The sequence below is a fragment of the Capnocytophaga sp. FDAARGOS_737 genome (genome assembly GCF_009730375.1).
Taxonomy (GTDB): Bacteria; Bacteroidota; Bacteroidia; order Flavobacteriales; family Flavobacteriaceae; genus Capnocytophaga; species Capnocytophaga leadbetteri.
In genome coordinates this window covers 1,641,162-1,665,462 of sequence record NZ_CP046316.1, presented here as the reverse complement: position 1 = coordinate 1,665,462, position 24,301 = coordinate 1,641,162, and the positions used below count along the sequence as shown (strand labels likewise).

The 24,301-nt window shown below is 39.5% G+C and carries 19 protein-coding genes, 2 tRNA genes and 3 rRNA genes; 21 read left to right on the top strand and 3 right to left on the bottom strand.

The genetic code is table 11. The features are described 5' to 3' along the window. Positions 1 to 194 precede the first annotated feature (194 nt). The 5 genes from FOC45_RS07540 to FOC45_RS07520 all read left to right on the top strand — a co-directional run bounded on the left by FOC45_RS07540 (position 195) and on the right by FOC45_RS07520 (position 3,194). Positions 195 to 866, top strand: coding sequence for a polysaccharide deacetylase family protein (locus FOC45_RS07540; protein WP_369700494.1), 672 nt, complete (start codon positions 195 to 197; stop codon positions 864 to 866). Beyond that, positions 866 to 1,480: an outer membrane lipoprotein carrier protein LolA gene (locus tag FOC45_RS07535; RefSeq protein WP_009391898.1), complete on the top strand. Its 615-nt coding sequence runs from the start codon at positions 866 to 868 to the stop codon at positions 1,478 to 1,480. Before FOC45_RS07540 ends, FOC45_RS07535 begins: the two co-directional genes overlap by 1 nt. Next, positions 1,458 to 2,054 carry a DUF3261 domain-containing protein gene (locus FOC45_RS07530; RefSeq protein WP_009391900.1) on the top strand — a complete coding sequence of 199 codons (597 nt, stop codon included), beginning with the start codon at positions 1,458 to 1,460 and terminating at the stop codon, positions 2,052 to 2,054. The genes FOC45_RS07535 and FOC45_RS07530 overlap by 23 nt, the downstream gene beginning before the upstream one ends. 23 nt (positions 2,055 to 2,077) lie before the next feature. Beyond that, positions 2,078 to 2,446 carry a 3-hydroxyacyl-ACP dehydratase gene (locus FOC45_RS07525; protein ID WP_009391902.1) on the top strand — a complete coding sequence of 123 codons (369 nt, stop codon included), beginning with the start codon at positions 2,078 to 2,080 and terminating at the stop codon, positions 2,444 to 2,446. Positions 2,447 to 2,588: 142 nt separating this feature from the next. Continuing rightward, positions 2,589 to 3,194, top strand: a complete 606-nt coding sequence (locus FOC45_RS07520; protein WP_009391904.1) for a hypothetical protein — start codon at positions 2,589 to 2,591, stop codon at positions 3,192 to 3,194. A gap of 26 nt (positions 3,195 to 3,220) precedes the next feature. On the opposite strand, the gene FOC45_RS07515 is transcribed toward FOC45_RS07520, so the two are convergent. Further along, on the bottom strand, positions 3,221 to 3,442 hold the full coding sequence (locus FOC45_RS07515; protein WP_155846649.1) for a hypothetical protein: 222 nt from the start codon (positions 3,440 to 3,442) through the stop codon (positions 3,221 to 3,223). A 251-nt stretch (positions 3,443 to 3,693) separates the two neighbouring features. Between FOC45_RS07515 and FOC45_RS07510 the strand changes: the two genes are divergently transcribed. From FOC45_RS07510 to FOC45_RS07475, 8 genes are all read left to right on the top strand, one after another. Beyond that, a 16S ribosomal RNA gene (locus FOC45_RS07510) occupies positions 3,694 to 5,205 on the top strand. Positions 5,206 to 5,284: 79 nt separating this feature from the next. Continuing rightward, positions 5,285 to 5,358 (top strand) — tRNA-Ile (locus FOC45_RS07505). A gap of 95 nt (positions 5,359 to 5,453) precedes the next feature. After that, a tRNA-Ala gene (locus FOC45_RS07500) sits at positions 5,454 to 5,527 on the top strand. Between the two features lie 202 nt (positions 5,528 to 5,729). Continuing rightward, positions 5,730 to 8,575 (top strand): 23S ribosomal RNA (locus FOC45_RS07495). Positions 8,576 to 8,729: 154 nt separating this feature from the next. Then, a 5S ribosomal RNA gene (rrf, locus tag FOC45_RS07490) occupies positions 8,730 to 8,837 on the top strand. The 16S, 23S and 5S rRNA genes sit together here with 2 tRNA genes alongside, the layout of an rRNA operon. Before the next feature lie 127 nt (positions 8,838 to 8,964). Beyond that, positions 8,965 to 9,735, top strand: a complete 771-nt coding sequence (gene surE / locus FOC45_RS07485; RefSeq protein WP_009389231.1) for a 5'/3'-nucleotidase SurE — start codon at positions 8,965 to 8,967, stop codon at positions 9,733 to 9,735. Next, complete coding sequence (locus FOC45_RS07480) at positions 9,723 to 10,025, top strand: hypothetical protein (protein ID WP_009389232.1); 303 nt, start codon at positions 9,723 to 9,725, stop codon at positions 10,023 to 10,025. Before surE ends, FOC45_RS07480 begins: the two co-directional genes overlap by 13 nt. 18 nt (positions 10,026 to 10,043) lie before the next feature. Then, on the top strand, positions 10,044 to 11,978 hold the full coding sequence (locus FOC45_RS07475) for an LTA synthase family protein (RefSeq protein ID WP_009389233.1): 1,935 nt from the start codon (positions 10,044 to 10,046) through the stop codon (positions 11,976 to 11,978). A gap of 82 nt (positions 11,979 to 12,060) precedes the next feature. On the opposite strand, the gene trxB is transcribed toward FOC45_RS07475, so the two are convergent. Next, the gene (gene trxB / locus FOC45_RS07470) at positions 12,061 to 13,002 is read right to left on the bottom strand and encodes a thioredoxin-disulfide reductase (RefSeq protein ID WP_009389235.1); all 942 of its coding nucleotides are present in this window, start codon (positions 13,000 to 13,002) and stop codon (positions 12,061 to 12,063) included. A gap of 295 nt (positions 13,003 to 13,297) precedes the next feature. On the opposite strand from trxB, the gene FOC45_RS07465 reads away from it, so the two are divergent. From FOC45_RS07465 to murI, 6 genes are all read left to right on the top strand, one after another. Beyond that, positions 13,298 to 13,993 carry a DUF6089 family protein gene (locus tag FOC45_RS07465; RefSeq protein WP_009389236.1) on the top strand — a complete coding sequence of 232 codons (696 nt, stop codon included), beginning with the start codon at positions 13,298 to 13,300 and terminating at the stop codon, positions 13,991 to 13,993. Between the two features lie 10 nt (positions 13,994 to 14,003). Then, positions 14,004 to 14,726, top strand: coding sequence for an isoprenyl transferase (locus tag FOC45_RS07460; RefSeq protein ID WP_009389237.1), 723 nt, complete (start codon positions 14,004 to 14,006; stop codon positions 14,724 to 14,726). Positions 14,727 to 14,730: 4 nt separating this feature from the next. Then, positions 14,731 to 17,265 (top strand): outer membrane protein assembly factor, encoded by a 2,535-nt coding sequence (locus FOC45_RS07455; RefSeq protein ID WP_009389238.1) that lies wholly within the window; start codon positions 14,731 to 14,733, stop codon positions 17,263 to 17,265. 20 nt (positions 17,266 to 17,285) lie between these two features. After that, positions 17,286 to 18,269 carry an OmpH family outer membrane protein gene (locus FOC45_RS07450; protein WP_009389239.1) on the top strand — a complete coding sequence of 328 codons (984 nt, stop codon included), beginning with the start codon at positions 17,286 to 17,288 and terminating at the stop codon, positions 18,267 to 18,269. Between the two features lie 30 nt (positions 18,270 to 18,299). Beyond that, positions 18,300 to 18,833 (top strand): OmpH family outer membrane protein, encoded by a 534-nt coding sequence (locus tag FOC45_RS07445; RefSeq protein WP_009389240.1) that lies wholly within the window; start codon positions 18,300 to 18,302, stop codon positions 18,831 to 18,833. Between the two features lie 84 nt (positions 18,834 to 18,917). Beyond that, complete coding sequence (gene murI / locus FOC45_RS07440) at positions 18,918 to 19,736, top strand: glutamate racemase (RefSeq protein WP_009389241.1); 819 nt, start codon at positions 18,918 to 18,920, stop codon at positions 19,734 to 19,736. A 33-nt stretch (positions 19,737 to 19,769) separates the two neighbouring features. Here murI and FOC45_RS07435 read toward each other — a convergent pair whose 3' ends face one another. Further along, a complete protein-coding gene (locus FOC45_RS07435; RefSeq protein ID WP_009389243.1) occupies positions 19,770 to 20,741 on the bottom strand; it encodes a lytic transglycosylase domain-containing protein in 972 nt (323 codons plus the stop codon). Positions 20,742 to 20,863: 122 nt separating this feature from the next. Here FOC45_RS07435 and FOC45_RS07430 point away from each other — a divergent pair, with 122 nt between their 5' ends. Both FOC45_RS07430 and FOC45_RS07425 read left to right on the top strand, forming a co-directional pair. After that, on the top strand, positions 20,864 to 23,335 hold the full coding sequence (locus FOC45_RS07430; protein ID WP_009389245.1) for a M1 family metallopeptidase: 2,472 nt from the start codon (positions 20,864 to 20,866) through the stop codon (positions 23,333 to 23,335). 9 nt (positions 23,336 to 23,344) lie between these two features. After that, positions 23,345 to 24,286, top strand: a complete 942-nt coding sequence (locus FOC45_RS07425; RefSeq protein ID WP_009389247.1) for a DUF4300 family protein — start codon at positions 23,345 to 23,347, stop codon at positions 24,284 to 24,286. The last annotated feature ends 15 nt before the right edge of the window (positions 24,287 to 24,301 follow it).

The window sequence follows — 24,301 nt, the reverse complement described above, 5'->3', positions numbered from 1 at the left end:
TTACCCTATACAATGGATATACGAACAAGCCATCTACACCGAAGGATAAGCGAAGAAAAAGCGAAAAATAAGTGTCTAATAATAGGCTTAAAAACAGAAAAAAATACTACTTTTGTCCCATATTCAAATTTATCATCTTGAACAAACATTTCTATATAACGGCTTTTTTTGTACTTGCAGTACTCGCTGCGGTACTGTGGCGAGTTCCTATCTATATATATGGTGTGGGACTGCTCTTATATTTGGCCTTGCTCTCGTGGGGAGTATTCGATATCCGTCTTTCCTACTTTATTCCTACTCAGTACTGCCTAAAGGGGCGACCTCCTAAAACGGTTGTTCTCACTTTCGATGATGGTCCTTCAGCACTTACACCTCAATTCTTAGATTTACTGAAGCAATACAATGCCAAAGCCGTTTTCTTTTGCGTAGGCGAACAAATACAAAAATACCCTGAAGTGTTGCGCCGTATGAAAACCGAAGGACATCTTCTGGCGAATCATACTTTTAGTCACCAGCCCCGAAACCTACTGCATACCCAACGACTTATAGACGAAATTAAACGCACTGATGCTGTCCTAGCAGAGTTAGGTATACACACTCCTCTTTTTCGCCCGCCTTATGGCATCACCAATCCTCCCTTAGCTCGTGCCATTCGCGCTACTCATAAAAAAACTATCGGCTGGGACATTCGTTCGTTAGATACAGTCATTACTGATGAAGACCGGCTTTTTAGGCGTATCACCCGCAAACTCAGTGCCGGCAATATTATACTGATGCACGATAAATTCGAGCGCAGTCTGCACGTTTTGGAACGCTTATTGCAATATCTCAAAGATAACAATTATACAATAACTACAGATTTCTGATGAAAACTCTTTTCTTATTACTGAGCCTCTGTGCTCCTTTTGTCCTTATAGCTCAGCCCCTTACTGCCGAACAATCTGCCCAGTTCAAAGCACAGCTTATCGCTAAAACTCGTACGTTACAAACTATGCAAGCAGATTTCCAGCAGAAAAAACACCTCGATTTTATGAGCAAAGATATCGAGACCTTTGGCAAAATGGCTTTTGCTAAACCTTCACAACTCAATTGGCAATACACTAAGCCTTACCAATATCGTATTATCTTTCAGAAAGATAATATTACGGTGAATGATGCAGGCAAAGTATCACAAATAAAAGCTGATAATAAAGTTTTTAAGAAAATTAATCATCTTATTATCAGCTCAGTTACCGGTGATATGTTTGACGAGAAAGAGTTTACTATCAGTCTTTCGCAATCAGGCAAGCATACCCTTGTGAAGTTGTTGCCTAAAGATAAAACCCTGCTGAAGTATATACGCGAGATTAACCTTTATTTTGATGCCCAATATTTAGTAGACCGCGTGAAACTCATCGAACCCACTGCTGATTATACCGAAATTATTTTTACAAATAAAAAACTAAATACCTCTATTGATGAAGCGAATTTTAAAATATAGTCTGCTGTTATTTGTAGGCTGTTCTACGCCTTATCAACTCCCCTCGCAATACCAGTTAGTGCCAAAAACTACAGAAACGGTCAAGAATCCGCATTTTTTAGTAGGCGAACAATACCTCTATCGGGCTACAATAACGGCATACGGACACACTTTTAGCGGGCTTTTAGCGGCTAAAATCACTGCTGATAACGCTTGGCGAGTGGCTCTCACTACTGATTTTGGCAATACTCTTTTTGATTTTGAAAAGAAAGAGGGTAGGGTAGAGGTCAATTATGTTCTCCCTGACCTTAATCGTAAAGTTATCATCAATACGCTTATAGCCGATTTTCAGAAATTACTGCAAACTCATTTTGTTGTCATTCAAAAATATGCTGAAGGCACTACAGAGGTACAACAGTGTAGCGTTGGAAGTGATACAGTTTATCTCTTTACTTCAGGCACTAACCTTTCTAAGCAGCTTAATATGAAAGCCAAAAGCTTATACACAACCTTTACTTATACCCCTGACAATATAACAATAGAGCACCACACCCTTAAGATTCAAATAATTTTAGAACCCATTCATAATTATTAATTGCCAACTTTCAATTGTTAAAGATGTTAAAAGATTTTTATACCCTCAATACCTTACAACAAATAGCAGCTAACACTTATCTTTGTACGCTAACCCTCAATGCTGAGCACCCTATTTTCAAAGGTCATTTTCCTAATAATCCCGTTACACCTGGGGTGTGTATGATGCAAATCGTCAAAAATCTCACCGAGCAAATCACAGGTCACCAATTACAGCTTACCCAGATGCTCAATGTAAAATTTACAGCCCTTATCAACCCAGAGCTTCATCCTTTCTTGCAACTTTCACTCAGCTTACAAACCCAAGACGGACAAGTATTAGTAAAAAGCGATACCTCATACGAAAACACTATAGCCCTAAAACTTACGAATAGCTATAAAATACTGTCATAAATAGTTCGTTTCCTTATCACATTATCTTTAGTGAAAAAAAATAGCTTAAAAAGTTTCACTATCTAAAATAAAAGAATTACTTTTGCAGGCAATTTTTAGAAAAACACAATCCCAAAAATATAACTAAAATAACAAATTAATAGTGGAAAAGGAAAGAAAGAATTTTACTGAGAAGAGTTATGAGAAGCTGAAAAATGCAATTCAAGAAATTGTAAATGAAGAAGATAGAAAAGATGTATACGTTTTGTCTCTCTGCTATACTTGTGATGATGAAGACTTGCGATTTCCTAAGGTTACACTGAGCTATAATACCCTTTTAAATGTAAAAGAAGAAAGCTATAATGCTGCGTCAAAAGAAGATGCAAAGTGGAATTATGACTATTGGTTACAAACTGAAATTGAAACTATAGGAGGTAAGAAAGACAAACAACTCAAGCAGTGGTTTGCCAAAACACCTTATTTTTATTCTGACGAAGAAAACGACCGTGCTATCGAGGAAGACGAAGATTTATATGAAAAAATTCTCAAAAAAGGTGATAGATTCACTAAAGAATTTATTAAAGAGGTGATAGCACTTGCCAAGCGTCTTATAGATGAAGGAGAGGTAGAGAAGGTATTTACACGTAATATACCTATTATTATTCACCAACAGGAATTTGAAGAAACTCCTATCCTTTGGACGAAAAAAGCCAATCCTACCAAACTTATCAAAGAGTTTTTAGACTACTTTGATGGAGATGATGAATAATTAAATAATTAGTATATAATAAAAAATTAAGCTGCCTTACCAAAGGCAGCTTTTTTTGTTCCCACTTGTTCCACTTGTCCCACTTGTCTCACCTGTCCCACTTGTCCCAGTCCTCTCAGCCTTCCCAAGCCTCCCATTTGCCCCACCTGTTTCATAATCGCCTGTGCGGCTCGCCCTCCCAGCCCTCTCAGCCCTCTCAAACCTCCCAGCCTTCCCATTCCTCCCATTTTCCCCCAAAAAATCTTCATCTCTCTAACCATTGATTTCCAACCACTTAACAATTCCCCTCAAAAAAACTTCAAAAAAAAGTGCTAAAAAATTTGCAGAATTAAAAAAACGCCGTACCTTTGCACCCGCAAATGAGACGATAAGTGCTCTTGCAAGAATAAACAACACGTACATTGACATAATGTTGTACAGCACAAAAGAAGATTTAAAGAATCGAGTGAAACCTGAAGTCAATAACTTAAAAATCGGTTAGAAGAAATTAAAGATTTTAACGATGAAGAGTTTGATCCTGGCTCAGGATGAACGCTAGCGGCAGGCCTAACACATGCAAGTCGAGGGAGGAGCTTTCGGGCTTCGACCGGCGTACGGGTGCGTAACGCGTATACAATCTGCCTTTCACATAGGGATAGCCCGAAGAAATTTGGATTAATACCTAATGGTATATAGGGATGGCATCATTTTTATATTAAAGCTGAGGCGGTGAAAGATGAGTATGCGTTCTATTAGCTAGTTGGAGAGGTAACGGCTCCCCAAGGCTACGATAGATAGGGGTTCTGAGAGGGATATCCCCCACACTGGTACTGAGATACGGACCAGACTCCTACGGGAGGCAGCAGTGAGGAATATTGGACAATGGTCGGAAGACTGATCCAGCCATGCCGCGTGCAGGAAGACGGCCTTATGGGTTGTAAACTGCTTTTGCAGGGGAAGAATAAGGAGTACGTGTACTTTGATGACGGTACTCTGCGAATAAGCATCGGCTAACTCCGTGCCAGCAGCCGCGGTAATACGGAGGATGCGAGCGTTATCCGGAATCATTGGGTTTAAAGGGTCCGTAGGCGGGCTAATAAGTCAGAGGTGAAAGCGCTCAGCTCAACTGAGCAACTGCCTTTGAAACTGTTAGTCTTGAATGGTTGTGAAGTAGTTGGAATGTGTAGTGTAGCGGTGAAATGCTTAGATATTACACAGAACACCGATAGCGAAGGCATATTACTAACAATTAATTGACGCTGATGGACGAAAGCGTGGGGAGCGAACAGGATTAGATACCCTGGTAGTCCACGCTGTAAACGATGGATACTAGCTGTTTGGTTGTAAGACTGAGTGGCTAAGCGAAAGTGATAAGTATCCCACCTGGGGAGTACGCACGCAAGTGTGAAACTCAAAGGAATTGACGGGGGCCCGCACAAGCGGTGGAGCATGTGGTTTAATTCGATGATACGCGAGGAACCTTACCAAGGTTTAAATGGAGACTGACGTACTTAGAGATAGGTATTTCTTCGGACAGTTTTCAAGGTGCTGCATGGTTGTCGTCAGCTCGTGCCGTGAGGTGTCAGGTTAAGTCCTATAACGAGCGCAACCCCTGCCATTAGTTGCTAGCGAGTAAAGTCGAGCACTCTAGTGGGACTGCCGGTGCAAACCGTGAGGAAGGTGGGGATGACGTCAAATCATCACGGCCCTTACATCTTGGGCTACACACGTGCTACAATGGTCGTTACAGAGAGCAGCCACTGCGTGAGCAGGCGCGAATCTATAAAGACGATCACAGTTCGGATCGGAGTCTGCAACTCGACTCCGTGAAGCTGGAATCGCTAGTAATCGGATATCAGCCATGATCCGGTGAATACGTTCCCGGGCCTTGTACACACCGCCCGTCAAGCCATGGAAGCTGGGGGTACCTGAAGACGGTCACCGAAAGGAGCTGTTTAGGGTAAAACTAGTGACTGGGGCTAAGTCGTAACAAGGTAGCCGTACCGGAAGGTGCGGCTGGAACACCTCCTTTTTAGAGACGACCGATGTTATAGACGAATAGAAGGATAACACCTTTTCTTTAAATCTTGCTGGACAACAAAAAAACAAGCAGTCTCATAGCTCAGCTGGTTAGAGCGCTACACTGATAATGTAGAGGTCGGCAGTTCGAGTCTGCCTGGGACTACGAAAAGATAAGCTGAATTGAGGAAATTCTAGGAGCTGAAGAGTTAGATAGTTAAATGGCTAACGACTAACGACTAATAACTAACGACTAAACACGGGGAATTAGCTCAGCTGGCTAGAGCACCTGCCTTGCACGCAGGGGGTCAAGGGTTCGAATCCCTTATTCTCCACAACACGCACCCACAAGTTCCCTCTCCTTTGGAGAGGGTTAGGGTGAGGAAAACAGTACATTGACATATTGGGATAAAAAGCATAAGAGATCAATAATAGATTATTGATAATCTAACGAAAAAATATTAAAAAGAATCAAAGAGAACGAGGTATTTTCTTAATTTAGAATTTAAAATTCAGAATTAAGAAAGACTACAAGCGCGAAAAGTTATGTAAGGGCGTATGGGGGATGCCTAGGCTCTCAGAGGCGAAGAAGGACGTGATAAGCTGCGAAAAGTTGCGGGGATTGGCACATACGATTAGATCCGCAAATATCCGAATGGGGCAACCCAGTACATTGAAGATGTACTACACCGATTGGTGGGCAAACCTGCTGAACTGAAACATCTTAGTAGGCAGAGGAGAAGAAAACAAAAGTGATTCCCAGAGTAGTGGCGAGCGAAATGGGAGCAGCCCAAACCCATATTGTTACGGCAATATGGGGGTAGTAGGACCCAGATATAGGTTGTAAAACTGGATTAGAAGTGTTTGGAAAGACACACCATAGAGAGTGAAAGTCTCGTATAGGTACAGCTTTATAAATCTTATGGGTATCCTGAGTAGGTCGGGGCACGTGGAACCTTGACTGAATCCGCCGGGACCATCCGGTAAGGCTAAATACTCCTGAGAGACCGATAGTGAACCAGTACCGTGAGGGAAAGGTGAAAAGAACCGTGAATAACGGAGTGAAATAGACCCTGAAACCATACGCTTACAAGCGGTCGGAGCAGCGTCAGCTGTGACGGCGTGCCTTTTGCATAATGAGCCTACGAGTTACTGTTACCAGCGAGGATAAGTATTTCAGATACGAATCCGTAGCGAAAGCGAGTCTGAATAGGGCGCTCATAGTTGGTAGTAGTAGACGCGAAACCTGGTGATCTACCCTTGGGCAGGTTGAAGCGCTGGTAACACAGCGTGGAGGACCGAACTGGTTGTCGTTGAAAAGACTTCGGATGACCTGAGGGTAGGGGTGAAAGGCCAATCAAACTGGGAAATAGCTCGTACTCCCCGAAATGCATTTAGGTGCAGCGTTGATGCGAGTTTAATAGAGGTAGAGCTACTGATTGGATGCGGGGGTTTCATCGCCTACCAATTCCTGACAAACTCCGAATGCTATTAAATGCTCATCAGCAGTGAGGGTATGGGTGCTAAGGTCCATATCCTAAAGGGAAAGAACCCGGACCATCAGCTAAGGTCCCCAAATATATGCTAAGTTGACCAAACGCGGTCTGACTGCACTGACAGCTAGGATGTTGGCTTGGAAGCAGCCATACATTTAAAGAGTGCGTAACAGCTCACTAGTCGAGCGGTTGGGCATGGATAATAAACGGGCATAAGCATATTACCGAAGCTATGGGGTTATTACTTGAAGTAATATACCGGTAGGGGAGCATTCTATTGGCGTGGAAGCTAAAGGCGTGAGCCATAGTGGAGCCTGATAGAAAAGAAAATGTAGGCATAAGTAACGATAAGGCAGGCGAGAAACCTGCCCGCCGAAAGATCAAGGTTTCCTCAGCTATGCTAATCAGCTGAGGGTTAGTCGGGGACTAACGCGAACCCGAGTAGGGGTAGTGGATGTACAATAGGTTAATATTCCTATACCATTAGTCTGTTAAAAGTGACGGAATGAGATAACTACCGCGTACTGACGGAATAGTACGTTTAAGGAGTTGTTATGACTTCGAAAGTACGCTGAGGCTTCGGCCGAGGTGAGTGTGGTGACAACGTTTCCAAGAAAAGCGAAGGCTAATGCCCGTACCGTAAACCGACACAGGTGATTGGGATGAGAATTCTAAGGCGCTCGAGAGATTCATGGCTAAGGAACTAGGCAAAATAGACCTGTAACTTAGGGAGAAAGGTCGCCTATCATTAGATAGGCCGCAGTGAAAAGGTCCAAGCGACTGTTTATCAAAAACACAGGACTCTGCAAAATCGAAAGATGAAGTATAGGGTCTGACACCTGCCCGGTGCTGGAAGGTTAAGAGGAGAGCTTAGCAGCAATGCGAAGGTTTGAATTGAAGCCCCAGTAAACGGCGGCCGTAACTATAACGGTCCTAAGGTAGCGAAATTCCTTGTCGGGTAAGTTCCGACCTGCACGAATGGTGTAACGATTTGGACACTGTCTCGGCCATGAGCTCGGTGAAATTGTAGTATCGGTGAAGATGCCGATTACCCGCAGTGGGACGAAAAGACCCTGTGCACCTTTACTATATCTTCGTATTGGTCTTGGATAAGTGATGCGTAGGATAGGTGGGAGACTAAGAAGCGGCTATTCCGGTAGTTGTGGAGTCATTGTTGAAATACCACCCTTTGCTTATCTGAGGTCTAACTTTGCACAAGGCAAAGGACAATTCGTGGAGGGTAGTTTGACTGGGGTGGTCGCCTCCAAAAGTGTAACGGAGGCTTCTAAAGGTTCCCTCAGCACGCTTGGTAACCGTGCGTAGAGTGCAATGGCATAAGGGAGCTTGACTGAGAGACAGACAAGTCGATCAGGTACGAAAGTAGAGCATAGTGATCCGGTGGTTCCGTATGGAAGGGCCATCGCTCAAAGGATAAAAGGTACGCCGGGGATAACAGGCTGATCTCCCCCAAGAGCTCACATCGACGGGGGGGTTTGGCACCTCGATGTCGGCTCGTCACATCCTGGGGCTGGAGAAGGTCCCAAGGGTTGGGCTGTTCGCCCATTAAAGTGGCACGCGAGCTGGGTTCAGAACGTCGTGAGACAGTTCGGTCTCTATCTACTGTGGGCGTTAGAAATTTGCGTGGATCTGACTCTAGTACGAGAGGACCGAGTTGGACGCACCGCTGGTGTATCTGTTGTCTTGCCAAGGGCATAGCAGAGTAGCTAAGTGCGGATGGGATAAGTGCTGAAAGCATATAAGTACGAAACCCGCCACAAGATGAGATTTCTTTTAAGGGTCGTGGGAGATGACCACGTTGATAGGTTACAGGTGTAACGGTGGTAACATCATAGCCGAGTAATACTAATAACCCGTAGACTTTTCGCGCAGCATTCTTTTTAAGAGAGAGTTAGTTAAATATTTGCTTTTTATCCTCATATGTTACAATATGATAGAGTTAGTAAAGGGAGTTTAGTTATTGGTTATGAGTTATAAGTAATAATCTAACGACTAAGAACTAGAGTACTAACGACTAAAATTTTAAGGTGGTTATAGTCAAAGGTCTCACCTCTTACCATTCCGAACAGAGCAGTTAAACCTTTTAGCGCAGATGGTACTACGCAAGTGGGAGAGTATGTCGCCGCCTTCTTATAAAAAGAGCAATCTAAATAGTTAGATTGCTCTTTTTTTGTTTTAAAAAAATAACTTGATAACGTTGTAAATAGCTAATTATTTTGTACTTTTGTGCGCTGATACTTTTTTAAGTTTTTTTGAATATGCAAAAACCTTTGATCTTAGTAACTAATGATGACGGTATTACTGCTCCTGGTATCCGTTATTTGATAGAGATAATGAATGAATTAGGCGAGGTGGTGGTAGTGGCTCCTGACTCGCCCCAAAGTGGTAAAGGTCACGCAGTAACCTTAGATACAACTATGTATTGCGACCCAATGCCTTCTAAAAATGGTGCAACCCGTGAGTACGCTTGTAGCGGTACACCAGCTGACTGCGTAAAGATTGCTAAACACGAGGTACTAAACGGACGTATGCCTGACCTCTGTGTGAGTGGTATCAATCACGGGAGTAACGCTTCTATAAATGTGATATATTCGGGTACAATGAGTGCTGCTATCGAAGCTGGAACTGAAGGAATACCCGCTATAGGCTTCTCGCTATTAGACCCAAGTTGGAATGCTGATTTTTCGCAAGCACGTAGCTATATAAAACATATTGCTGAGAAGGTGCTCGCTAATGGTTTACCTAAAGGTACGGTACTGAATGTGAATATCCCTAATCTTCGCAAAGAAGAAATAAAAGGGGTGAAAATATGTCGTCAGGCACGTTCGAGATGGATTGAGAGCTTTGATAAGCGTGTAAATCCACAAGGAAGGGTATACTACTGGATGACTGGTACTTTTGTAAACCAAGATGAAGGTACTGATACTGACCAATGGGCTCTTGAAAATGGATATATATCGGTAGTGCCTGTGCAGTTTGACCTTACTGCTCATCAACATCTTCAAACACTACAGCAATGGGATTTATAAAAATAAATGAGGATAGGAGAGACCTTATTATTGGTTTTTTAGCAGGATTATTGGCTAATGCGTTGGCTATTTTGGCTTATGTGCTTATTTTTTCGAAGTTCAGCGTTCGCATTACTTTGTTAGATGCTTATTATAAAGGTTATCTGGGGAAACTTATTGCTTTAGGAGGTGCATTAGACCTTTTGGTGTTTTTCATTTTCTTGAATAGGAATAAGAATGAGAGCGCACGAGGGGTACTTATCGCTTCAACTGTATTGGCTTTTGTTATATTATTATTACAATTTACTTAAAAATCAACTATAAATATTATGAGGGTTAGAGAATATTTAGTATTTCTGTATCGTATTTTCTTGGTATATTTCTTTTATGCTATAGCACGTGGCTTGTTTATCTATTTTAATCACGATGTGATGGGTGATTATAGCGCTACTGACCTTTTCTACTATGGTCTGGCGTTTGATAACTGTGCTATAATGTATATCAATTTACTATTTATACTGCTTAGTTTGTTGCCTTTGTGGGTGAATACGCATCCGAAATTTCAGAAAGTGGTCTTTTGGGCGTATTTTATTCCTAATACGATAGCTTACACCACTAATTTTATCGATATGGTGTATTATCCATTCAGTAAATCGCGTCTTACTTCGGCTTCTTTTGCGGTTATTGAGCACGAACAGAACAAAACGACCTTATTTTTTACTTTTTTGGTAGATTATTGGTATATGTTTGTCGGTTTTATTTTGCTTATTGCTTTATGGGTATTTCTGTATAAGTTAGTGAAAATAAAGCCTGTGAAGGTTGAGAGAAAAGTACCTTACTATGCGTGGTCTACGATTTGCTTTTTAGGATTGGGTACGCTGATAATGATGGCGATTCGCGGGGGTGGTTTTACTTCGGATACACGTCCTATTAATATGTTGGACGCGAGTAGGCACGTGAATATCACGGCACAGGCAGATGCGATACTCAACACGCCTTTCTGCCTTATACGTAGTATGGGAAAGAATAAAGGTTTTAAAGAATATCATTTGGTAGATGAGGCGTATATAGAAGGAAATATTAAGCCTATTAAGCAGTATAGCCGTGAGGTGGTACAGAAACCTAATGTGGTGTTGTTTATTTTGGAGAGCTTTGGTAAGGAGTATTGGGGCTGTATGAATACTAAGACGCATATTCCTAATTTTGAGAGTTATACTCCTTTCTTAGATTCGCTTGCACATCATTCATTTGTGCTTGATAATGCTTACTGTACAGGGCGGCAATCTATACACGGAATCTCGTCTATGTTGGCAGGTATTCCCTCATTTCAGGTAGCTTATACTTCTTCGCCCTATGTGAAACAACCTACCCAGTCATTAGTTTCAATAGCTAAAGAGATGGGGTATGACACTTCATTTTTCCATTCAGCTCCTAATGGTTCAATGGGATTTTTAGGTTTTTCTAATATCTTAGGTTTTGACCATTATTACGGCAAAACAGAATATAATAACGATGCTGATGATGATGGACATTGGGGGATATGGGACGAGCCTTTCTTTCAGTATATGTGTAGGACTTATTCTGAGAAAAAGCAACCTTTCTTTGGTACTATTTTTACACTTTCGTCACATCATCCTTTTCAGATTCCGAAGAAATATGAAGGAAAATTTCCTGTGGGGCATTTGGAAATTCATAAATGTATAGGTTATACGGATTACGCATTGAAACAGTTTTTTGAATGTGCTAAGAAACAACCTTGGTTTGAGAATACGATTTTTGCTTTCGTAAATGACCACCCTAATCAGGTATATTACGATTTGTATAAAGAACCAATTACGGGTATGGGAGCTGCTATAATGTTCTACAGTGCTAATCCTAACTTGGTGCCTACTAAAGTATCTTCGGAAATAGCCCAACAGATAGATATTTACCCCTCATTAGTAGATTTGATGGGTTATCATAAGCCTTTCCGTTCGTGGGGGCGGAGTCTTTTTAGTAATGTAGCAGATGAAACACCACGTGCTTTTATCTCGAATGCGGTGATGTACCAAATGATGCAGGGTAATTATATCTATATTATAGATGAAAATGCTAAAGTTAATGGTATTTATAGGAAAGAAGATGGGGCTTTGAAGGATAATCTACTGGGTAAGGTAGATAATGCTGAAATTCAGAAAGGCATTAAAGATCTTAAGGCTTTTATGCAGGATTATATGGATAGAATTATTAATCATAAATTAGGTGCCAGCGGCACAAGCAAATAAATTAGCAAATGAAAAAGCGCGATGTTTAGAAGAAGTAAACATCGCGCTTTTTTATGGTGAATTGCCTTTTGCCCTTATGAGGTTATTCGAGGGTCATTAGGTATTTTTCGGCATCGAGGGCAGCCATACAGCCTGAACCTGCGGCTGTAATAGCTTGGCGGTAACGGGTATCGGCAGCATCGCCCGCAACGAATACGCCCGCTACATTGGTAAGAGAAGTACCTGGTACGTTCTTGATATAGCCTACTTCATCAGTGTTAATATAAGGTTTAAATACCTCAGTGTTAGGTTTGTGACCAATAGCTACAAAGAAACCTGTGATAGCTATTTCGCTTATTTCTCCCGTTTTGTTATTGCGGACTTTCATACCTGTAACGACTTGTCCGTCACCGAGAATTTCTTCAGTTTCGGTATTGAAAAGCACTTCTATTTTAGGTGAATTGAGTACGCGCTCTTTCATAATTTGAGAGGCACGGAACTCATCGCGGCGTACGAGCATCGTAACTTTGGCACAGATATTAGCTAAATATAGTGCTTCTTCGCAAGCAGAATCGCCTGCTCCTACGATAGCTACCTCTTGATTGCGGTAGAAAAAGCCATCGCATACGGCACAAGCTGACACGCCTCCTCCTGTTTGTAGATAGTGTTGCTCGGAAGGTAATCCTAAATATTTAGCAGAAGCCCCTGTAGCAATGATTACTGCATCGGCGTGAACTTCTTTGTCGTCTACCCATACTTTGTGCGGGTGTGCAGAAAAGTCGACCTTAGTAATCCACCCATTGCGAATGTCTGTGCCGAAACGTTTAGCTTGTTGTTCTAATTGCATCATCATTTCTGTACCCATTACCCCCTCAGGATAGCCAGGGAAGTTTTCTACCTCATTGGTAGTAGTGAGTTGTCCCCCAGGTTGTTCGCCTTGGTAAAGCACAGGGTTAAGATTGGCGCGAGAAGCGTAGATGGCTGCTGTATAGCCCGCAGGACCTGATCCTATGATGAGGCATTTTATTTTTTCAATGTTTGCCATATTAGTTTATCCTTTTTTTAATTAATGGCGCAAAGATAGTGTATAATTGGCAAATTAACAAATTAGAAGATTCGCAAATTAGAAAATAGGTAAATTTGGCATAATCATTGCTTGTGAAAGAGTGTGATTAGGAGTAGGGGCGATAGAGGTAAAAGATGCTTTTTGTATACTATTGAAAATCAGTGTTATATGGGTTTGGTGATGGAAAAAATGAGTTTTTAGGGTTAAAAAAAAGCTAAAAATGAATGTTATTTCATTTAAAACTCCTATATTTGCGCCTTGCATAGAATAGCGTATGTATAGAATATTATATATCACCGGAATACTATTGATGGTGCAATTGGCATCAGCACAGCGGTATGAAGTAGGGGTATTTTTAGGCGGAAGCAACCCTATATCAGATGTTGGGAGTACTTATTATGTATATCCTAACCAAGCAGCCTTTGGCGGTCTTTTTAAATGGAATTTTCACCAGAGGATGGCTCTTAGGGTGCAGGTTAATAAATCATCATTGAAAGGTGATGATGCACAGTCGGATATACCAGGTAAGATTAACCGTCAGTTCTCGTTTAAGAGCGACTTGACTGAACTTTCTGTAGGAGCGGAGTTTAATTTCTTCCGTTTTAGAATCAAAAACTTATTAGATAAGCCAATGACCCCCTATCTTTACATAGGAGCCGCTGCTTTTTGGCACGACGATTTGTATTTTGAGAAGGCTGTTACTCCGCCAGTAGAGGCTACTGATACTACTAAGCGCACGCTCAGTTATACTTTCCCTGTGATTTTAGGAGTAAAGAAAAAGATAACCATGCGGCTTATTTTAGCAGGTGAAGTAGGTTTTAGATACACACTTACTAATAATTTAGATGGTAGCTTACCGAAAGAACGACCTTTTTCATTTGGTAATAAAGCTAGCAATGATTGGTATACATTTACAGGTTTAACTCTTACTTATACGTTTGGAGAAGAGCCTTGCTATTGTAGAAAATAGAGTTTAATATATGGAAATAACAAAATACCCTGAACATTTAGCCATTATAATGGATGGCAATGGACGTTGGGCTAAGAAACAAGGGTTGCTCAGAGCATTAGGACACGAAAAAGGGGGCCAAAGTGTGCGCCAAGTGTTGGAATATTGTGTAGAGCACCACATTCCTTATTTGACACTCTATGCTTTTTCAACAGAAAATTGGAATAGACCCGCATTGGAAGTGAAGGCTCTTATGGAACTATTAGTAAAATTCTTGAGAAAAGAAGCTGATGAGTTAGATAAGAACAATGTGCGGCTGAATATGATAGGTAACTTAGAAAGGTTCCCTGAGAAAGTAAAGAATACACTTGTAGGAGTGATAGACCGTCTGAAGCACAACACGGGTACTACTCTAACCTTGGCTTTGAGTTATGGAGCGCGTGAGGAGTTGCTGACAACAATAAAACGCATAGCTCAGCAAGTGGAGCAACAACAGCTAAAAGTTGATGCTATAAACGAAGATATTATACAACAACATCTATATACGTATGATTTGCCCAATGTAGACTTACTTATCCGTACCAGCGGAGAGTACAGAATTAGCAACTTTCTACTGTGGCAGATAGCATATGCTGAACTTTATTTTACTGATGTACTATGGCCTGATTTTACCAAAAAACATTTGGAAGAAGCCCTCATTAGTTATCAAAATAGAGAGAGACGATTTGGAAAAATTAGCGAACAACTTAAGTAAAACTATGCTGAAAAAGATTTTATTACTAGCATTCATAGCTGTTTGTAGTTTGGTGAATGCTCAAGAGGAAGAAAGAATATCATTAGGACAAGGAAGAAAATATACTATTGGAGGCATTGAAGTAACGGGTGCCAAACGTTATAATGAGCAAACTATTCTTACCACATCGGGATTGAGAGTGGGCGATGAGATAGAGGTACCAAGTGAAAAGTTCAGTGCCATCATTCACAAATTGTGGAGCTATAAGTTGTTTAGCGATATTAATATTTACATACAACGAGTGGAGGGGAATAAGGTATTTTTAGAGTTGGCTATCAAAGAGACTCCTTCGCTTATAGATGTGAAAGTGTCGGGGGTTAATCAGAAAAAAGCTGAGACATTGCTTAAAGATGCTGATCTAAAAAAAGGAGTGAAGGTAAATGAGAGTCTTATAGCTAATACTAAGAACTATATTACAAATAAGTATAAAAAAGATGGCTACTTCAACACTAAAGTAACTATTGATACAAAAATAGATACTACTGATGCCAATGGGGTAGATATGCTTATACACATAGATAAAGGTAGTAAGATAAAGATAGATCGGATTACTTTTGAGGGGAATAAAGAATTTGATGCGGCTAAACTACACAAAAAGCTTAAAAAAACTAAGCAAATACGCTTTGGACGTTTTTGGAAGCGCTCGAAATATGTGAAGAAGGATTACGATGAGGATTTAGTAGGACTTATTGATTTTTACAAAGAGAAAGGATATAGAGATGCGCGTATAGTGAGTGATACACTTATCAGAAATAAAAACGGAAATATTGACTTGAAGATAGCGTTAGAGGAGGGAAAACGTTACTATTTTGGTGATATACGCTTCTTAGGTAACTCAGTATATAACGACCGAGTACTCAATCAAGTATTAGGGATAAAGAAAGGAGATGTCTATAATGGCGTATTGTTAAAGAAACGTATACAAGACTCTACTAATCCAGATTCTGAAGATATTTCTAACTTGTATCAGAACAGTGGTTATCTTTTTTCGCAAGTGCATCCTGTAGAAACGTCCGTGGTGAATGATACAATTAATTTTGAAGTGCGTATACAAGAAGGTAAACCAGCTTACTTCAATAAGATTTCGGTAGTAGGAAATGAGAAGACTAATGACTATGTGATATATCGAGAGCTTCGTACACGTCCTGGATACCTATATAGTAGAGAGTCAATAATACGTACATTGCGGGAGTTAGGACAAATGCAACTGTTTGATGCACAGAATATGAATCCTGAGCTGAAGAATGCAGACCCTAATGCAGGTACCGTAGATGTTGAGTATAATCTAACAGAGACAGGTTCGAGTCAAGTACAACTACAGGGAGGTTATGGAGGTGGTTCGTTTATTGGAACAGTAGCACTCTCTTTCAATAACTTTTCGATAAAGAATCTTTTCAATCCTAAGGCGTATACTCCGGTGCCTATGGGTGATGGACAAGCTCTATCGCTTAGTGTGCAAGTGAGTAGATACTATCGTACTTATGGGTTTTCATTCTCTGAGCCTTGGATGGGAGGAGAACGCCCTGTACAGTTTTCGGTATCGTTTAGTAGAACAGAGCAGTTTGGTTATAACTACCGTAGCTATGATGTAGATAAGAGTAAGCGTGTATATATAACAGGTGTGAGTGTAGGTTTAGCAAAACGCTTACGTGTGCCTGATGATTATTTCCAAATTGCACATAACCTAAGTTATCAGCATTACGACTTACAAGATTATAGCAACTTTGGTGTGTTTACATTTAAAGATGGTCGTTCTAATTCATTTGCTTACACAATTTCTCTATCAAGAAATTCGAGTGGTCCTAACCCTATTTATCCGATGTCGGGTAGTAGCTTTACTATCAGTGCTAAGTTGACACCTCCTTATTCTCTCTTTAATGGAGTAGATTATGGAAAATTATTAGAAGAACGCGCAGAAGCAATAGCAGATAATGATTCGGATAAATTGTCATTAGTAGATCAGAAGCGATTCCGCTGGTTAGAATTTTACAAACTGAAGTTTTCATCAGCTTGGTATACCAATTTATATAGTAAATTTGTATTAAAATTTGGAGCAGACTTTGGTTACTTAGGAGCGTATAACAGCAAACGTGGTGTAGTGCCTTTTGAACGATTCTTTATGGGGGGGGATGGATTAGGCTACTACAATATGGATAGCCGTGAGAATATACAAATGCGAGGTTATGAAAACTACGCCCTTTCGTCAGATGACGGAGAAACCGTATATAACAAATACTCTTTGGAGTTGCGTTATCCTATCACTCTTAAGCCTATGGCATCAATTTACGGTTTGCTATTTGCTGAAGGAGGTAATGTATACAATGGCTTAGGCAACTTTAATCCTTTCCAGATAAAACGTTCAGCAGGTTTAGGACTCAGACTCTTTATGCCACAGTTTGGTATGTTGGGTATTGATTTTGGTTATGGTTTTGACAATCCAGCAAATGCTAATACACGCAGCGGTTGGCAAACACACTTTATTTTTGGTCAGCAATTCTAATTTTTGGCACGATATTTTCTATGAAAAAGTTACGAACACTAATTTTGCTACTACTTGCAACTATGAGTTTGTCATATTCGCAAAAGCCCTCACGAATAGGCTATGTGGATATGGATTACATACTTTCGCACTTAGAAGATTACAAAGTAGCGAGTGAGCAATTTGCGCTTCAGGTAGCACAGTGGGAGGCAGAAATAGAAAAACGTCAGGCCAAAATAGACGCAGAAGAAAAGCAATTGGAAGCTGAGCGAGCACTGCTGACGCCTGAACTTATTAAAGATAAGGAAGAAGAGATAGCCTTGCTAAAGCATAACCTAAACGCTTATAAAGAACAAAAGTTTAATGCTGAAAAAGGTGAATACATATCGCAGAAGTTTATGCTAGCAAAGCCTATACAAGACCAAGTTTTTAACATAGTGCAAGAGATAGGCAAGATGCGCAAGTATGACTTTATATTTGAGAAAACTGATGCTACAATGCTTTTTTCGAACGAGCAGCATAACTTGAGCAAGGTAGTACTACGTGCTCTGAAGAAAAAAGATAATGCAGATGATCGGAATAAAGATATGGCAGAACTGCTAAAAGAAAGTTATGATTTTGAGTTCGTAGAAGAACGAGTGAAAAAACGTAAGGAAGCAGAGAAAGCCCGTGAGGAACGCCGTGTGCAGTATGAACAAGAGCGCCTCCGCAAGACAGAAGAAATGAAACAGCAGCGCGAGAACCTAAAAGCACAACGAGAAAAAGAGCAAGCTGAGCGCCAACAAAAATTGCAACAAGAACGTGAAGCTCTGAAAGCGCAACGCGAAAAGGAATTGGCAGAACGCCAACAAAAGTTACAACAAGAACGCGAGACTCTGAAAGCACAACGTGAAAAGGAATTAGCAGAGCGCCAACAAAAATTGCAACAAGAGCGTGAAGCACAGAAAGCACAACGCGAAAAGGAACAAGCTGAAAGAGTGAAAAAACAAATGGAGGCAAAGACACAAACACCTACAACAAAATAGTAAAAACTTAATAACTAATATATTAAAACGATGATGAGAAACATTAGAACGCTGATGGTAGCAATAGCCTTATTTTTTGGGGCTACGACTATGCTAACTGCCCAAGTAAAAATAGCTCATATTGATGTGCAAAAACTCTTGGAAGAAATGCCTGAAAGAAAATCAATAGAAGCTCAATTGAAGAAATTAGAGCAAGGCTATACAGCCGATATTCAGGCAGCTATAAAAGAACTACAGGCCAGAGCTGATAAATATCAGAAAGAAGCAGCAGCACTTACAGAGGCACAATTGAAAGCACGTGAGACAGAATTTCTGAAAAAATCAGAAGAAATTCAGACAATGGAAAACAACATTCGTCAGTCTCAGCAAACAGCTGCTCAAAACTTGCAAAAGAAGCAACAAGAGTTAGTAGAACCTTTGCTTAAGAAAGTAAAAAGCTCTATTGAAAAAGTGGCTAAAGCAAAAGGAGTACAATATGTGTTAGACTCAAGTGCAGGTTCAAGTGTGATAGTAGCTTCAGGAGAAGACCTATACAGTAGTGTAAAGAAAGATTTAGGATTTTAAGAATAGGAATAAAATTTTTAGAAAAAGTGTTCATTCTTTGAACACTTTTTTTTATTTTTGCAGTTCCAAAACTACTTTTCAACAATGAAAAATGCTGAGCTTTTGACGGCACCTATAGGTTTATTTGATTCGGGCGTAGGTGGTACTACTATCTGGAAAGAGATTAATGCTTTGATGCCTAATGAAAATACACTTTTTTTAGCAGATAATAAAAATGCTCCTTATGGAGAGAAAACTAAAGAGGAAATAATAGCTCTATGTGATGCTAATACTCAATTTTTGCTCAATCATAACGCAAAAATAATAGTAGTAGCTTGCAATACAGGTACTACTAATGCGATAGCTTATCTTAGAGATAAATATAAACAGGTACCTTTTATAGGTATTGAACCAGCTATTAAGCCTGCAGGTTTGCAGAGTATTACTAAAAAAATAGGAGTATTGGCTACTCGTCGTACCCTCACAAGCGACCTTTTTGCTAAAACAAGTGAGCACTTAAAGCAAGAAGAGAAAATAGAAATTATAGAGCAGGTAGGAGAGGGGTTAGTAGACCTTATAGAAGCAGGACAGATGGAAAGTGCTAAAATGACAGCACTACTACAGAAATACCTACAACCAATGGTAGCAGAAGGTATAGACTACCTTGTGTTAGGATGTACACACTACCCTTACCTGCTGCCTCAGATACAACGATTTATTCCTGTTTCTATCAAAGTGATTGACTCAGGTTATGCTGTAGCACGGCAGACACGCAATATACTTGCTCAATATCACTTGCTAAATGAAAAGCAGGATTATGTAGCGACTCATAAGTGGGTAACCAATGGTAATCTGGAGATATTGAAACAGTTTGCAGCATATAAAGACGAAAAAAAACACTCTATCGAAGTTTTAAAAATTTGATAGAGTGTAAGATAAAAAAAAGATTATATTGCTTTATTTTTTAGGGATTTTGATGTAATAGGTTTTACCTTCTTTGTTGTCAAGCTTTCTGTCGCGTAACCAAGGGTTATATATCTTCAAATCCTTGTAAGTTATATTATATGTTTTTGCAAAATCAGTTAGATTTTCAATAGTAGAGTCTATCATAACATTATAAGTAGGTAGTTCATTGTATAGGTGCTTCTTCTCAAAGATAAAACCATACTTTTTAGGGTGTTTCATAATTTCTTTTACTGCTAAAATACGAAATACATAGCGAGAAGTTTCAGTATTTAGCCATAAGTCATAATAATTATTAGTCTGCTGAAAAGAGGTTTGTTTGTTCATACCAGCTATACCAGCGTTATAAGCTGCAGCTGCCATCGTCCAACTTCCAGTGCTACGTTTTGCTTTTTTGAAATAGTCGCAAGCAGCTTGGGTTGCTTTTTCTATATGGTAACGTTCATCTACTTGGTCGGTTACTTCTAAACCGTACTCTTGGGCGGCTGCTTTCATAAATTGCCAAAAGCCACTAGCTCCAGAGGGTGAAACAGCATTGGTTAGTCCACTCTCAATAATAGCTAAATACTTAAAATCATCGGGGATGTTATTGCGTTTGAGGATAGGTTCGATAATAGGAAAATACTTATTAGCTCGTTTTAGAAGTAGCAATCCATTAGACTGCCAATAAGTATTGACAAGGAACTCTCTATCTAATCGTTCGTAAACATCAGGGTCTTCAATGGGAACTCTTTCACCAGCGAAATCTAAATTCTCGGGTAAATCAATGGCATAGACTTTGTAACTGCTAAATGTCTCTTCACTCATAGGAGACACCTCACTATCGGGGAAAGTAGTAGCTACCTCGGCTTCTGCTTGTTCGTAAATGTTGCGTTCTTCTTTTTTCACAGACATAGCATTGACAAGAAAGCCAGAAGTAAGTATAACTCCACCGCCCATTAATAGATGTTGTATTGAAAGTTTCATTTTTATTATTGTTTATTGCTGCAAAGATAATAAAAAAAATTGAGTAGCAAATTTTCTTTTTTTGTTCTTATTTTTTTACTACTTTTGCACTCTCAAAATTTATATTTTTTTAACTCTTACTTATGAAAAGAATTATTTTATCTGTTATCGCCTTTTTACTTGTGGGCTATGCATTTTCGCAAACAGATACTTCGGGCAGAACCCTTTATCGCGCTACTGCTGAAAAGAAAACAGCATTGAAGCATACTAAACTAAAGGTGAGTTTTAATTTTGATAATCAGACACTTAATGGGGAAGAATGGCTGACTGCCGCTCCTTATTTTTATCCGACAGATAGTTTGATTCTCAATGCTAAATCGATGTTGATACACACTGTAGCAATAGATAATAAAGGCAAACAGCAGCCTCTTACTTATCAGTATAAAGAAGATTTGCTGAAAATAAAATTAGATAAAACTTATCAGAAAGATGAGGATTATACTATCTACATTAAATATACAGCACAGCCTGAAAAAGTACTTGATAAGGGCTCTCTTGCAATAACAGATACTAAAGGATTGTATTTTATTAATCCAAAAGGAGAAGCTGATAAGCCAATGCGTCAGATATGGACACAAGGAGAGAGTGAAGCTTCTTCTTGTTGGTTTCCAACTATAGACCGTCCTAACCAGAAGACTACACAAGAAATAGAGATGACAGTACCAGACAGCTTTGTGACCCTTTCTAATGGAGTTCTTAAAAATTCGGTAAAGAAGGATGGTATGCGTACTGATCATTGGGTGATGGACAAACCACACGCACCTTATCTATTTTTTATGGGAGCAGGAGAATTTGCTGTAGTGAAAGATACTCCTTGGCGTGGAAATATACCCATAGAGTATTATGTAGAAAAGCCATACGAATCAGTAGCTAAGAAAATATTTGGCAATACCTCAGAGATGATAACCTTTTTTTCAGAGCGATTTGGATATGATTTTCCATGGCAGAAGTATGCTCAAATAGTAGTACGCGAATTTGTCAGTGGTGCAATGGAAAATACAACAGCCGTAAGCCACGCAGAGACAGCTTATCAGACAGCAGAAGATTTAGAAGACCAAAATCATTGGGAGCCTATTATAGCACACGAGTTAGCGCATCATTGGTTTGGAGACTTGGTGACTACAGAAAGTTGGGCAAACCTTACAGTGAATGAGTCATTTGCTAACTATTCAGAATATTTGTGGCTTGATCATAAATATGGTAGAGATGTAGCAGACGAGCATTTATTAAATGATATGCGTCAATATCAACATCGTCCTACTGATTTTAGTAAGGACTTAGTACGGTTTGGATATGACCGCCAAGATGATATGTTTGATTTGGTATCTTATAATAAAGGAGGAGCTATCCTTAATATGCTGCGTGATTATTTAGGAGATGAGGCGTTTTTTGCAGGAGTAGCAGATTATTTGAAAACTAATGCTTATAGTACTGGGGAAGCTCACCAATTGCGACTTTCATTAGAAAAAATAAGTGGAAAAGACTTAAACTGGTTCTTTAATCAGTGGTATTTTGGCAGTGGAAATCCTGTGATAGATGTAGTAAAAAAATACAATGCTACAACTAAGAAGTTGACAGTGAAAATAGTACAAACACAAGATGAAAAAATACTATTTCAGTTCCCATTAGAGATAGATGTTTATGAAAATGGTAAGCGAGTGCGTCATAAAGTGTGGGTAGATGCCCGCAAAGAGAATAGTTTTACTTTTCCGGTAGCTAATACTCCAGAATTAGTAGATATAAATCCACGAGGAGTGATAATTGCAACTGAGCACAATAATAAATCATGGAAAGAATATTTATATCAATTGCAACACGCTACTGATTATAAGAGTAGAATAGAGGCGGTAGATGCTACTACTGCTACAGAAGGGAAAGAGATTCTATTAACGGCGCTGAAAGACCCTTTCTTCAAAGTAAGAGAAAAAGCTTTGCAGAAGCTCATTAGCTATAAACTTACTCCTAAAGAATTGCAAATAGTAGAGAAAGTAGCAGAAACAGATAGTGCCAATCTTGTGAAAGCAGCTGCTATATGGGTATTAGCAGCAACCAAGGATAAGAAGTATTCAGCTATATTTGAGAAAGCCTTGTCTATACCTTCAGGAGCTATAAAAAATGCAGCACTTAATGGGATAGCACGTACAGAACCAGCAAGAGCAAAGAACTTTTTAGAGCAAGCTAAACCTGAAGATTATACTGTAGACGAGTTAGCGGGTTTAGCAAGTGTAATAATCGATAACAAAATGGAGAAGTATCTGCCTACTATGCTGCCTTATTTCGTTTATTATCCATTTTTAGAAAGAGATACTCCAGAGACTTCAGCTAACTTTAAAAAAGGCTATCAGTGGGCAATGAGTTTAGACAATACTCAATTGGTAGAAAGCATTTATAATCCGTTGAAAGATATAGCTAAGGAAATGGAAAATCCTGTAGGAAAGAAAATGCTTTTAAGTGTTTTAGATGAAGGGATTGCTATTAAGAAAGGGCTTACGCAAACAGAATCTTTAAAGAAACAGATAAAACTATTAGAAGAGATAAAAACACTATTTAAATAATAATCTATAATGAATAAAATAGTTCTTACGGCTATAGTTTGCGGACTTCTGTTTGCTTGTCAGCAGCCAACAAATAAAAAAGTAACAGAAAAAGTTGTAGAAACAGAAGAAAAGCACAAACTACAGTTAGTATATAGCAATTTGGTGGATACAGAATCTCAACAAGAGGTACAACAAGCTCTTGCTGCAGCGGGAGTGTCTACTAAAAATATAGGAGATTTTTTGGAGAGTGTAGCTTTATTCAATAATACAGTTGGGGGAAAAGTAGGTTTAGTACCGCAAGGTTATGCTACTATCGACTCATTATTACCACAGTATGATGAAGCTGCAATTCAGAGCCAATGGACGCGTAAATATCCTATTTTTCAAGGCTATAACTGTAGAATAACTTCGTTTACTCTATTACGTGATTTTGTAGCAGTAGCAACTCCTACGACAAGTGTATCTACTGATGATGAAATACTTTTTATAGATAAAGAAGTATTGCATACAATGCCTAAAAAATATTTTACAGCAGAGGATGAAGCCCGTTTTTGGGCTTTATTTTCCTCTATGCCTACAAAAAATACTAAAGAAGTAGCTTCCCATTTAGCCACAGTACAGCACGTTTGGAAAGAAAGAGGTATTAGTTTTCCTAAAAAAGATGACCCTATGAAGGCCTCATTTATTTCAGTCCTTTTTCATTCACAACTCAGTGCAGATGAGAATACCCTTTTTGTGGGTCACGTAGGCGTATTAGTACCTCTTAAGCAAGGAGGAATATTATTTGTAGAAAAGCTTGCTTTTCAAGAACCTTATCAAGTTATAAAGTTCCAGAACCGAACAGAATTAAGCGATTATCTGATGAATAGGTATGATGTAGAATGGGATCAGCCTACTGCTATTCCCTTTATAATGGAAAACGATGCTTTATTAGAAGGATATCGTGCCAATCCGTATAAAAAGAAGTGAGAAATCACTTCTTTT